The 11843-nt window shown below is 67.9% G+C and carries 10 protein-coding genes; 1 reads left to right on the forward strand and 9 read right to left on the reverse strand.

The genetic code is table 11. From position 1 onward, the window contains the following. The first annotated feature begins 170 nt into the window (after positions 1-170). Positions 171-1115, forward strand: coding sequence for a glycoside hydrolase family 26 protein (locus FHS98_RS06020; RefSeq protein WP_167101494.1), 945 nt, complete (start codon positions 171-173; stop codon positions 1113-1115). A 13-nt stretch (positions 1116-1128) separates the two neighbouring features. On the opposite strand, the gene FHS98_RS06025 is transcribed toward FHS98_RS06020, so the two are convergent. From FHS98_RS06025 to FHS98_RS06065, 9 genes are all read right to left on the reverse strand, one after another. Next, positions 1129-3297 carry a GumC family protein gene (locus FHS98_RS06025; RefSeq protein WP_167101497.1) on the reverse strand — a complete coding sequence of 723 codons (2169 nt, stop codon included), beginning with the start codon at positions 3295-3297 and terminating at the stop codon, positions 1129-1131. A 6-nt stretch (positions 3298-3303) separates the two neighbouring features. After that, positions 3304-4608 carry an outer membrane beta-barrel protein gene (locus FHS98_RS06030; protein WP_167101501.1) on the reverse strand — a complete coding sequence of 435 codons (1305 nt, stop codon included), beginning with the start codon at positions 4606-4608 and terminating at the stop codon, positions 3304-3306. Positions 4609-4612: 4 nt separating this feature from the next. Then, a complete protein-coding gene (locus FHS98_RS06035) occupies positions 4613-5179 on the reverse strand; it encodes a polysaccharide biosynthesis/export family protein (RefSeq protein ID WP_167101504.1) in 567 nt (188 codons plus the stop codon). After that, positions 5176-6225 carry a glycosyltransferase family 2 protein gene (locus FHS98_RS06040; RefSeq protein WP_167101513.1) on the reverse strand — a complete coding sequence of 350 codons (1050 nt, stop codon included), beginning with the start codon at positions 6223-6225 and terminating at the stop codon, positions 5176-5178. The genes FHS98_RS06035 and FHS98_RS06040 overlap by 4 nt, the downstream gene beginning before the upstream one ends. Next, positions 6222-7358 carry a glycosyltransferase family 4 protein gene (locus FHS98_RS06045; RefSeq protein WP_167101516.1) on the reverse strand — a complete coding sequence of 379 codons (1137 nt, stop codon included), beginning with the start codon at positions 7356-7358 and terminating at the stop codon, positions 6222-6224. The genes FHS98_RS06040 and FHS98_RS06045 overlap by 4 nt, the downstream gene beginning before the upstream one ends. Next, a complete protein-coding gene (locus tag FHS98_RS06050; RefSeq protein WP_167101518.1) occupies positions 7355-8542 on the reverse strand; it encodes a glycosyltransferase in 1188 nt (395 codons plus the stop codon). The genes FHS98_RS06045 and FHS98_RS06050 overlap by 4 nt, the downstream gene beginning before the upstream one ends. 29 nt (positions 8543-8571) lie before the next feature. Further along, positions 8572-9159 carry a sugar transferase gene (locus FHS98_RS06055; protein WP_243847872.1) on the reverse strand — a complete coding sequence of 196 codons (588 nt, stop codon included), beginning with the start codon at positions 9157-9159 and terminating at the stop codon, positions 8572-8574. A 428-nt stretch (positions 9160-9587) separates the two neighbouring features. Continuing rightward, positions 9588-10886, reverse strand: coding sequence for a dicarboxylate/amino acid:cation symporter (locus FHS98_RS06060; RefSeq protein ID WP_167101520.1), 1299 nt, complete (start codon positions 10884-10886; stop codon positions 9588-9590). Between the two features lie 33 nt (positions 10887-10919). Further along, entirely contained in the window at positions 10920-11810 is an 891-nt protein-coding gene (locus tag FHS98_RS06065) for a hypothetical protein (RefSeq protein ID WP_167101522.1), read from the reverse strand. Positions 11811-11843 lie beyond the last annotated feature (33 nt).

An 11843-nucleotide genomic window follows, 5' to 3' on the forward strand; every position in this document is an offset into this window, starting at 1 on the left:
CCCATCCCGGCTTCGGGGCGGATGACGGAATGTCCGCTCATCCGCGGAAAGGCACGGTTCATCCTTCCGCCTGCGGCTCCAGGCCCCCTGGCGAGGCGAGCCGATCGCAGGCCCTGCATCCCGGCCGCACTGCGCGCGTTACGTCGCGGGCCACCCAACAGGAAGAACCCATGATCCGATCCTTGATGACCGCCGCGTTCCTTGCCGTCCCCCTCGCCTTCGCAAGCCCCGCCAGCGCCGATCCGCTGATGGGCGTCTACAAGGGCGCGGGCTGCGACGGCGCGGGCCGCCTGCCGCGCTACGAAGGCGTGATGGGCCGCAAGCTCGACAGCGTGACCGATTTCTTCTCCTCCGAAAGCTGGGACAGCCTGCTGAGCGGCGCCACTTGGGCGCTCGGCTGCTGGCAGGGCAAGCCCTACAAGCTGATGATCGGCGTGCCGCTCACCGTGAAGGGCGCCACTCTCGCCCAGGTCGCCGCCGGCCAGTATGATGACCAGTTCAGCAAGCTCGGCGCGTTGCTGGTCGCCAAGGGGCAGGCGAACGCCACGCTCCGCCTCGGCTGGGAGTTCAACGGCGACTGGTATCCCTGGGCGGCGGGGAAAGACCCGGCTTCCTTCAAGCCCGCGTTCCGGCATGTGGTCAGCCTGCTGCGCGCGACGCCCGGCCAGCATTTCGCGATCGCCTGGAACCCATCGCTCGGCGCTGGCTCCGCGTCGCCCGATACCTTCTGGCCCGGCGACGACGTGGTCGATCTGGTCGGCATCGATTTCTACAATCAGAGCTGGCGCGCGCAGGATACCGATCCGGCCGTCCGCTGGCAGGGCTATCTCACCACCAATTACGGGCTGAACTGGCTGGCTTCCTTCTCGGCGGCGCATGGCAAGCCGATCATCGTGCCCGAATGGGGCACCGGCACGCGGCCCGACGGCCATGGCTGGGGCGACGATCCGCTGTTCATCCACAACATGGCGGCATGGATGCGCGCGCATAACGTCGTCGCCCAGAACTACTGGGATTTCACCGCCTCCGATTATGACGCGACCATGTCGGCCGGCAAGTTCCCGCAGACGCTGGCCGCCTATCAGGCGGAATTCGGCGGCAACGCAGCCCACTGACGCCTGCTCCCGATCAGCTATAATAGACGCCATAGGCGGCATGATCCCGATCGATGTCGCCATGGCCATAAGCGGCGAGCGCGCGCATGTTGACGCGGGTGGTGACCACGCCCATCGGCTCGATATCGAGCGCGCGCATCCGCTTGAGCGCGGCCGCCGCCGTCTGCCGCGGCGTGCCGTTCCAGCGGACCACCATCACCACGTCGTCGAGCTGGCGCAGCAACAGGCGCGCGTCGGACACCGCCAGCGCCGGCGCGGCATCGAAGATCACGAAATCGAACCGCCCCGCCAGCATCGAGCGCAGCGCCTGCACGCGCGCGGAGTCGAACAGGTCGTGGCTGCTGGCGAGCGCCTGTGCGACCGGCAGGATCATCGCGCCCGACGCCTCGTCGCGGACCAGCGCGGCCTCCAGCGGCAGATTGTCGCGCAGCACCTCGACGAGGCCGACACGCGGCTGGAAGCCCAGCCGGCTCGCCACGGCCGGGCGGCGGACGTCGGCGTCGATCAGCAGCGTGCGGCTGCCCGCCATGGCCGAGACGCGGGCGAGCGAGATCGCCATCGTCGTCTTGCCCTCGCCCGGCCGTGCCGAGGTGATCCCCATCGTCACCGGCCCGTCATGGCGCTTGTGGCGCAGCGCGGCGAGGCGGACCGCGCGCAGCGATTCCGCATAGAGCGACGCCGGCCGCGCCAGCGCGAAGTCGATCGCCGCGATACGCGCCTCGTCGCCGCGCGCGATCGAGCGGATTTCCGGCACGTTGGAGATATGCGGCAGGCCGAGCTTGCTCTCGACATCGCCCGAGGTGACGAGCTTGCGGTCGAACGCCTCGGCGATCCACACCGACGCCGCCGCCACGATCGCCGCCAGCGCGAGGCCGATCAGCACGATCAGCGGCTTGTTGGGCGAACTCGGCCGCAGCGGCAGCGCGGCGGGCGAGAAGATGCGGGCATCCTCATCCGCCACCAGCGCCTGGCTGCTGATCGAGTTACGGCGGGTGAGCAGCGTCTGATACGTGTCGCGCAGGCCATCCGCCTTGCGCTGCAACTCGTTGAGCTTCACCGAGGCGGCGTTGTTGGCCGCGAGCGTGCCGCTGGTCTGGGCGACCGTGCCCGCCGCATTGCCCGCCTGATCGCGGGCGACCTGCGCATTGGCCTTCAGATTGGCGATCTGGCGCTTGATCTCCGCGTTGATCTGCGCGTCGATGGTGTCGAGCTGGTCCTTCACCTTCACCAGATCGGGATGACCGGGGCGGTAGCGGGACGAGAGATCCGCATAAGTGGCCGCCAACTGGGAACGCTGGGCACGAAGCTGCTGCACCACCGGAGACTGGAGCGCCGCGCCGACGTCTCCGCCGTTCGAGCCCTTCCTGATCTGCGCCTCCGCCGTCGCCAGCCGGGCGTTCGCCTCGGCCAGGTTCGCGCGGCTCTGCGCTTCCTGCTGCTTGTAGGTGGAGAGTTCCTGCTCGGTGAAGGTGGTGTTCTGCGTGGCGAACAGGTTGTGCTGGGCGCGATAGTCCGCCACCGCCGCTTCGGCCTGCTCAAGCTGGCCGCGCAGGCGATCCAGCTCGTCGCCCAGCCCCTGATCGACATTCTGCACGGCCGCATGGCGCGACTGGCCCTTCACCGCGAGATATTGCTGGCCCACTTCGTCGGCGATGCTCTTGGCCAGCAGCGGATCGGCCGCCGTATAGGCGATCGACACCACGTTCGACTGGCCGGGCCGGTCCACCTTGAGGCTGGACGCGAGGATCGACGCCGCCGCCGTCTGGCGCAGAGGCGGCGCCAGCGTTTCGAGCTTCTTCGCGAACAGCGGGTTGGAGGCGAGATTCAGCGCCTTCACCGTCCCCTCGGCCACCGCCATGGAGCGCATGATCTGCACCTCGGTGTCGGCGGCGTTCTCGGCGGTGGAGAGGCCGGGCAGCACCTCCTTGTCCTTCTCGGACACGTTCAACTCGCGCGAGTTCACCACCATGTTGGCGGTGGCGGTGTAGAGCTTGGTGCGCGTCAGCCCCGTCATCAGCACGATGAACAGCACGCCGACGAACATGACGAGCGCCAGCCACCAGCGCCGGCGAAGGGCCGCCATGGCGCGGCGCAGGCCGTCCACGCGGTCGACGGTGGGCGGCAGCGGGGTGATGCGCCGCGCGACGACGGGCTCGCGAAGGACGGGGACGATGTCGTTCATGGGTCGTTACCTTCTCAGCGTCACGCCGGCGAGAACCCTGTTGTCGACATAGGCCCTGTACCGGTCGGCGCCGTGGGAGGATTGATCGAGCCGGTCGTAATTCAGCTCGAGAGAAGCGAAGCGGTTGAGGCGGTAGGTCATGCCCGCGCTGGTCGCGAGCCGGCCGTCCACACGGTCGAGATTGTTGAACTTGTTGGACTGGTAGCCTACCGACGCGCTCAGGATGATCTGGCGGAACAGCTCATGGTCGATGCGGATCGAACCTTCGCTCGACAGATAGCCGCCGGACCCCGGAATGCCGGAATCGAGCACCGAGCGATCGGCGTTCAGCGTCACGGTGGTGAGCTGGCTCGGGAAGAATTGCAGCCGCGCGTTGAAGCCCACGCCAGACAGATCGGTATAATGGGCCAGGCGGAAATTCTGCCGGATATAGCCGACGCCGATGCTGCCGCGGATCAACGCGGCCGGCTCGAAATCGACACCGGCGAGGAGCTGGTATCCGTGGGAATCGCGTTCCGGCGTGTCCACGGTGCCGGTGCGGAAATTGCGGCTGTTGTAGCTCGCGCTCACGAACCAGGCGAGCGCGGGCGATTGCGCATAGGAGGCGCGGACGCCCACCCGGTAGCTGGTGTTGTCGCTGGTCTGCTGGTCGTAGACCGAGCCGTCCGCCAGCCGCCCGTTGCGATAGTCGAACCGCGCCACCCGCGCGTCGCCGGTCACGCGCAGCCGCCCGAAATCCTGCGTCAGCGCCACCGCGCCGGACTGCTCGGCATAGCGGACGGGATGGATGGTCTGGGCGAAGATGTCCTGCGACAGGCGGGACTGGTGGTCGCTCTCCACGCGGGCGGCGGCACGCAGGATCGTGTCCCGGCTGATCTGGTAGAGGCCCGAGGCGGTCACCGCATAATCGGCGATATTCTCGCTGGTGCGGTGGAAATAGCGGTCGATCGTGCCGGTGGCGTCGAGGGAGACGCTGTTCTGGCTCCAGTTGGACTGGATCAGCGCCTCGGGCCGGAATCGCACGAAGCCGTCGGACACCCGGTCATGCTCGGTGGCGAAGATATTGTCGTCATAGCCGCCGCTCACGCTGATCGAGGGCGAGAGCGTGAAGGCACCGAGCGGGATGCCGGGCGGGACATAGCCCGGCTGAACCCGCTCCAGCACGGCGGTGTAGCGCTTTTCGATCTGCGGCGGCTCGGGCGGCAGCAGCGGCGCGTCCTGCGGAGATGCGACGGCGGGCGCGGCGAAGACGCCTCCCAACAGGCCGAGCATCGCGCCATGTCGCCAGGAGAAGGGGCGGGGGTGCGCCACGAACTCAGAAATGCCGTTCCCGGACCCTGATGGTGTCGCCCGGCTGCACGATCAGGTCTGCGGTGAGCGGCTCGCGCTGCTCGGCGGCCGCGCCGCCATGGCGGATCATGACGATCTTCTGGTTGGCGCGGTAGGTGAAGCCCCCGGCGGTGGCGACCGCGGCCAGCACGGTCATGCCCGACTGATAGGGATATTGGCCCGCCTTGTTCACCTCGCCCAGCACATAGACGGGACGCGTGGAGACCATATCCACCACCAGATGCGGATCTTTGAAATAATGCGCGTCGAGCTGCTTCGTCAGCGCGTCGCTGAACTCACCCAGCGTCAGGCCCTGCGCCTTCATCATGCCGACCAGCGGGAAGGAGATCTCGCCTTCGCTGTTGACGGAATATTCGCCGCTCAGATTGGGCTCGTTATAGACCGTGATGCGCACCCGGTCGTCCGGCCCCAGCTTGTAGACATAGGGGGCCGGCGCGGCCGCGCCCTGCGGCGTCCCGGCGATGTCGTTCGCGCAGCCCGCGACGGGCAGCACCAGCAACAGCCCCGCGATCATCCGCTTCATCCGGTTCATGCTTTTCTCTCGCCTCCACTTTCGGCCGCCGCAGCCCTTGCAATGCTGCGGCGCGACGCATGTTCCGCGCCTCGGCTCCGCCCAGCGGCCATCCGTCGCAGGAAGCCCCAGCCCCATGCGAAATGCATGGTGGCCAGCGCAGGCGCGGCGAGCAGGACGCAGGCCGATCCCGCATCGATCGCAAGGCTCAGGCTAGCCGCCAGCAGTACCGCGAAATAACCGAGCGGAACGACCAGCGCATAAGGGGTGACCAATGACAGGATCAGGCTGGCCGTCACCGCGAGCAGCACCGCCGGCGGCAGCATCTGCCGCAGCCGGAGCGTCTCGCCATGCTTGAGCCAGGTCTGCGCCCGGCCCGATCCGTAGCGGCGATATTGCTTCGCGAGGCCGGTCAGCGTCGAGCGCGGGAAATAGGTGACGGGAATGCCGACATCGAGCCAGATTCGCCCACCCTGCGCCCTGATGCGCGCATCCAGCTCGGCGTCCTCATTGGCCTCGAAGGTTTCGTCATAGCCCCCCGCTTGCTCGAAGGCGGCGCGGCGGAAGGCGGCGTGGTGGCCATGATCGACGAAGCAGGAAACGCGCCCCATGCGATGCGCCGATCCGCCCGTGCCGACGCGGCTGTTCTGCGCCGCCGCCACCGCCCGCTGGAGGCAGTTCCGCCCGACCGTGTCGAGCCGCACCACCACGCTGTCCGCCCCGCTGGCCTCCAGCGCGGCCAGCAGCCGGCCGACATACTGGCCGGGATAGAGCGCATGGGCATCGACGCGCACGATCACGCCGAAGCGCCGGTCCGCCATCGCCACCGCGCGGTTGACGCCGGCCGCCTGGATGCGATCCGGGTTGTCGATCAGGCGGACGCGCGGCTCGCTCCGGGCGATGCGATGCACCGCCTCCTGCGTGCCGTCGCGGCTACCGCCGTCGGCGACGAGAATCTCGCCGACCACCTCCGGCGGCTCGGCCAGAAGATGCCAAAGCAGCCCCTCGATATGGGCGATCTCATTCAGGGTCGGGATGACGACCGCAGCCGGTCCGTACTGGGTCATGCGGGGGTCCATTCGGGGAGCAGCGCCGCGACGAAACGCTCGCTGGAACGCGCGAGGCCGCCTTCGGCCAGCCGCCGCGCGGCGATCGCGCGATAGGCGGCGAGGCGATCGGGCTCGGTCACGCGCTCCATGGCGGTCGCGAGGTCGGTGGTGGCGAAGTCGATGCGGTGCGTGTCGGGGAGATAATCCCGGAACACGTCGATCTCGCTGGCGAGGAGCGGCAAGCCATAGGTCATCGCCTCCAGCATCACGAGCGGCACGCCCTCCCAGCGGGACGGCATCAGCAGCACGTCGGCGGCGGCGAGCGCGTCCTGCGGACGCTCTGTCCAGGGAATGGTGCGGATCGCCACGCGCCCTTCCAGTTCGGTGCGGATCTGCTCGCACAGCGCCGCCCCCTCGCCGCCGCCGACGATCAGGAAGGTCCAGCCCTTGAGCCGATCGGCCTGCTGCCGCATCGCGTCCGCCAGCGTGTCGAGGCCTTTCTGGCGCACGTCGAGCCGGCCGAGGAACAGCGCGACGCGCGCTTCCTGCTCCAGCCCCAGCGCGACGCGAGCCCCTTCCCGCCCCGGACGCGGCGGCGGATCGACGACATTGTCGACCACGGCCACCGGAGAACGTCCACCCGCCGCCGTCACCTGCCCCGCCACGGCGCGGCCGGGCACGATGAAGCGATCGGGGCGCCGATAGAGCCTGCGCCGGACCATGTCCCCCGGCACGCCCGCGCGGCCGAGTTCCGCCATGCGATGCGCCATCGGCACATAGCTCACGAGGAACTGGCCGGCGGGCGCCGCCAGCGTCGGCACGGCGCAATTCTCGATCCGGCCTTGCAGGAGCAGCGTCGTGGTCGGCCGTTCCTCCGCGATCAGACGGCGGACGGCGCGGGCATAGCCCTGCCGGAAATCCGCCAGATAGGGCTCGGCGCGCCGCTTGGTGAAGCCCCAGCCCTTCGCGTCGAAACGCTCGGAGGCGAAGCGCGCCAGTCGGTCCGACAGGCGGACATTGCCCGCCGGGAAGCGCATGGCGATCCGGTCGAAGGCACGGCTTTCCACCAGTGCCGGCAGGAAGCGCAGGAACATCGCCTCGTGCCCGCCGAAATCGAGGCTGTCCTGAATCACCAGCAGCGAACGCATCATCGCTTCGCCTCCGCATGGTCGCGGATCGCCCGTTCGTAGACGGTGCGCGTGAGCCCGCCGATCTCGGCCCAGCCCATCACGTCGTGCGCGGGCCGCTGGGTCGGGCGGCGGCCGATCGAATCCGTGATGGCGGCGGCGAGCCGGTCGATATCCTCGGGCGGAACGAGCGCGCCCGCGCCCGGCGCCTCGCCCAGCATCGCGCGGAAGGCACCGAGATCGCTCGCGATCAGCCAGCGATCCAGCTCGGCGACGAGATGGAGCACGCCGCTCGCGTCGATGGTGCGATAGGGGAAGATGAAGGCGTCCGCGCTTCGCAGCAGGGAGGCCATCTCGGCCTCGCCCAGCCGCCGGTCGCGCAGCACGAAATCGAGGCCCAGCCCCAGGGCGCGGGCACGCGCGCGGATCGGCTGGACATCGATCTGCGGCTCGCCCGCGACGATCACCTCCAGCCTCTCGCGGGTCGCGGGATCGATGCGGCCGAGCGCCTCGACCAGCAGGTCCGCGCCCTTATAGGCCTGGAGCCGGCCGAACAGCACCACGCGCCAGCGCTCGCCCGAGCGAGGCTCGGGAGGGGCCGGCATCAGGGGCAGCAGACCATGCGGGACGATGCTCACCCGCTCCGACGGCAGACCCCGCGCCAACAGCGCGTCGCGCCCCTCGGCGGTGTGGACGATGAGATGGTCGGCCGACGCCAGCACCGCATCATAGCCGCTCACCTGAAGCGCGCTGACCGGGCGGCCGTTGAACGGCTTGATGTCGTGGACGGTCATCACCACCGGCCGCGACCGGCGGATCCGCGCGATGGCCCGGGCATCCAGCAATGGCAGCGCCGCCCACTGGAAATGCACGAGATCATGCGCTTTGGCCCGCGCGACGAGCCGATGCAGACCGGCGGCATGTTCCAGCCCCTTCACCGCCTTCGCCCATCGGCCGGCACGCCGGCGCCGGCCGTCGGTCCACGCGTAGAAGAAGCGATCGGTGGCGAAGGCGGAAAGGAGATCCTCCTCCCCCGCCCTCAGCCCGCGTGTCGCCCAGACCGGATCGATGCCGTTGGCCGCGAGGCCGCCCGACAGAGCCGCGTCATAAGGCGCCGTGAACAGCGAGGGATCGACTTGCAGCACGGCCAGGCGGCGGAGGGGAGTCCCACCGTCCCGGCCGGCTGCAAGTTCGTTCGCCTTATCCATCCACGCACGCTTCGGATGCAGGGGCGCGTTCAGAACGACCCCTTGCTGGCCAGCACCGCCGGAACCGTCCGCACGAGGATCGAGATGTCGGTGCCCACCGATCGGCTGCGGCTGTAGACGGTGTCCATCGCCACGCGGCGGCGATAGCTGGTGTCGTTGCGCCCGCTCACCTGCCAGAGGCCGGTGATGCCGGGGCGCACCGCGCAATAGAAACGGAAGTAGCGGCCATAGCGCGCCACCTCGTCGGCCACGATCGGGCGCGGGCCGACCAGGCTCATATGGCCCACCAGCACGTTGAAGAGCTGCGGCAGCTCGTCGAGGCTGGATTTGCGCAGGAAACGGCCCAGCGGCGTGATCCGCGGGTCCATCCTGAGCTTCTGGTCCATCGCCCATTCCGCCCGCGCCGCCGGATCGGTTTCCAGAAGATGGCGCAGACGCTCCTCGGAATTGCGGACCATCGTCCTGAGCTTGAGGCAGGGGAAGCTGTGCCCGCCCCGCCCGATCCGGCGATGCACGAAAATCGGGCGGCCGCCATCATGCGCCATGATGGCGAGGCAGAGGATCACGATCACCGGCAGCAGGATCGCCAGGGCGATCGCCGCAATCATCACATCCATAAACCGCGACGCATTGGCGTCGAATACATGGATTGCCGTTTTCCGATCTGCCGACTTATCAATATTGGCCGTAACTCGCTCGATCGACATACGCGAACGAAAGAAGCCATCATACGCCATGGCCCACCCTTCCGAATCCTGACTGGAACGCCGCGGTGCAATATCTCTGCTTTTTTTGACAATGCCCAGTCTTTCATGCTCGGATCATCGCGCATTACTAGACAGTTCATCGCAATTGCGAAATGACGACTTTATGGATTTTTCTATTCATCGCCACGCCGCAACGACTGATCGAAACAGCGATAACAGCGCTGTCAGGGCGAACACCCGCCTTCGACGAACGTTCCATGGCTGACGCAATTTTTCGCATGTGAGACGAAAAAGCCGCGTTCGTCTGCTACGCGGCCTTTCGATTCACAAAGCGATGCTCAGCCTTGTGCGGACCGTCCGTCGAGGGCGGCGGACAGCTTCTCGCGGTCCAGTCCACCTTCCCAGCGCGCAACGACGATGGTCGCCACTGCGTTCCCGACATAGTTGGTCAGGCTGCGGCATTCTGACATGAACCGGTCTACACCCAGGATGAGTGCCATGCCGGCGACCGGAACATCGGGCACGATCGAAAGGGTCGCGGCCAATGTGATGAAGCCCGCGCCGGTCACGCCGGCCGCGCCTTTCGAGGACAGCATCGCCACGCCGAGCAGCAGCGCCTGCTGACCCCATGTCAGATGCACGTCGCAGGCCTGCGCGATGAACAGCGCGGCGAGCGTCATGTAGATATTGGTGCCGTCGAGGTTGAAGGAATAGCCGGTCGGCACGACGAGGCCGACGACGGGCTTGGCGCAACCGGCCGCCTCCATCTTCTCAATGAGCGCGGGCAGCGCGGCCTCCGACGAGGAGGTGCCGAGCACCAGCAGCAGCTCGGCCCGGAGGTAACGGATCAGTTTCAGGATTGAAAAACCGTTGGCCCAGCCGACAGCGCCCAGCACCACCAGGACGAAGATCAGCGCCGTGAGATAGAAGGTCGCCACCAGCCCGGCGAGATTGGCGAGCGTCCCCACACCATATTTGCCGACGGTGAAGGCGATCGCCCCGAACGCACCCACCGGCGCCGCGCGCATCAGGATACCGACCAGCCGAAAGACGATGCGGGAGAGATGTTCCAGCATCTCGATCACCGGCCGCGCGGGCTCGCCGACCAGCGAGGCGGCGACCGCGAACAGCACCGCGATCAGCAGCGTCTGGAGGATATCCCCCTCGGTCAACGGCGAGAGGATGGTGGTCGGGATGATATGGGTGAGGAAACCCACGATCGACTGTTCGTGCGCGGCCTTGGTATAGCTGGCCACCGCCCCCGGATCGAGCGAGGCGGGCGCGATGTGCAGCCCCGATCCCGGATGGACGAGATGGGCGACGGTGAGCCCCACGAACAGCGCCAGCGTCGAGAAGGTGAGGAAATAGGCAAAGGCCTTGGCCGCCACCCGGCCGACCGCGCCCAGCTCCCGCATCCCCGCGATACCGGTGACGATGGTGAGGAAGATCACCGGCGCGATCACCATCTTCACCAGATTGATGAAGGCGTCGCCCAGCGGCTTCATCGCCGCGCCCACGGAAGGAGCGAAGATACCGAGCAGGGCGCCCAGCGCGATCGCCACCAGAACCTGGAGATAGAGATGTCCCGCGGCATGGGGGCGGGCATCGGCGGCGGGCTGGCTTTCGGGTCGCAACATGCGTCGTTCAGATCCTCTCGGCGCGGGCGGGCGTCAAGCGAACACCTCGGCCAGCATGGGGACGGCCAGCCCCTCGCGGACCCGCCTCAGTTCGACATAGACCGCCGCGAAGAAGCCGGCATGTACGATCGCGCTCAAGATCGCCACCAGCGCCTGCACCGCGATCAGCAGCACGGAGGCCGGGCCGCTATCGCCGATCAGCCCTCGCATCGCGACATTGCCCATCAGAGACACCAGCATCGTCAGCACCAGCATCAGCAGGGCGACGACCAATATCCGCCCCCGCGAGCCGATAGCGAGCGCACGGCTCCGGCGAAGGGCCTCGATGATGCCGGTCCGCTCGTTCACCATCACCGGAATCGCGGCGAGCCAGTTCAGCGCCATCACCACGCCGGGCACGACGAACAGCAGCAACGACGCCAGGAAACCCAGATAGCCGAGCATCGCCACGGCCAGCACCGGCAGCAGCAGCCGCGGCGCCAGCCGGATCGCGGAACCCAGCGTGCCACCCCGCCCCTCGCCCCGCTGCGCCCAGAAGCGGATCGCCGCGATGTAGAACAAGAAACTGCACAGCAGGAGCGCGAGCATTCCACCGATCATGGTCGCGGGAAAGGCGTGGAACAGCCCGATCAGGCGATCGGCCTGCGCATTCGCCCCCGCACCGGGCGATGCCGCCGATAGCTGCGGCATCATCGCGCGGAGCATCGTCATCCAGAGCACCTGCGGAAGGCCCACCAGCAACAGCGCGAGCCCGGCCAGCGGCCACCCCTCCCTGCCGAACGCGGCGAAGCTCCGCCCCATGACGCGGCCGATGTCGAATGCCTCGATCAGTTGAGCCGGCTCCCGGCGGGAACGCAGCCATAGCCAGATGCCGAGCGTCGCGAACGGACCCAGCAGGAACAGGCCGAGCATCAGCATGGTCATCACGATCGGAGCCCCCTCACGAACGCTATCGGT

The sequence above is a fragment of the Sphingomonas oligoaromativorans genome (assembly GCF_011762195.1).
Lineage (GTDB): Bacteria > Pseudomonadota > Alphaproteobacteria > Sphingomonadales > Sphingomonadaceae > Solisphingomonas > Solisphingomonas oligoaromativorans.

Coding starts and splice junctions, on each gene's coding strand:
- FHS98_RS06020 (WP_167101494.1), top strand. CDS start 171: ATGATCCGATCCTTGATGACCGCCGCGTTCCTTGCCGTCCCCCTCGCC.
- FHS98_RS06040 (WP_167101513.1), bottom strand. CDS start 6,225: ATGACCCAGTACGGACCGGCTGCGGTCGTCATCCCGACCCTGAATGAG.
- FHS98_RS06050 (WP_167101518.1), bottom strand. CDS start 8,542: ATGGATAAGGCGAACGAACTTGCAGCCGGCCGGGACGGTGGGACTCCC.
- FHS98_RS06055 (WP_243847872.1), bottom strand. CDS start 9,159: ATGGATGTGATGATTGCGGCGATCGCCCTGGCGATCCTGCTGCCGGTG.
- FHS98_RS06060 (WP_167101520.1), bottom strand. CDS start 10,886: ATGTTGCGACCCGAAAGCCAGCCCGCCGCCGATGCCCGCCCCCATGCC.
- FHS98_RS06045 (WP_167101516.1), bottom strand. CDS start 7,358: ATGATGCGTTCGCTGCTGGTGATTCAGGACAGCCTCGATTTCGGCGGG.
- FHS98_RS06065 (WP_167101522.1), bottom strand. CDS start 11,810: ATGACCATGCTGATGCTCGGCCTGTTCCTGCTGGGTCCGTTCGCGACG.
- FHS98_RS06025 (WP_167101497.1), bottom strand. CDS start 3,297: ATGAACGACATCGTCCCCGTCCTTCGCGAGCCCGTCGTCGCGCGGCGC.
- FHS98_RS06035 (WP_167101504.1), bottom strand. CDS start 5,179: ATGAACCGGATGAAGCGGATGATCGCGGGGCTGTTGCTGGTGCTGCCC.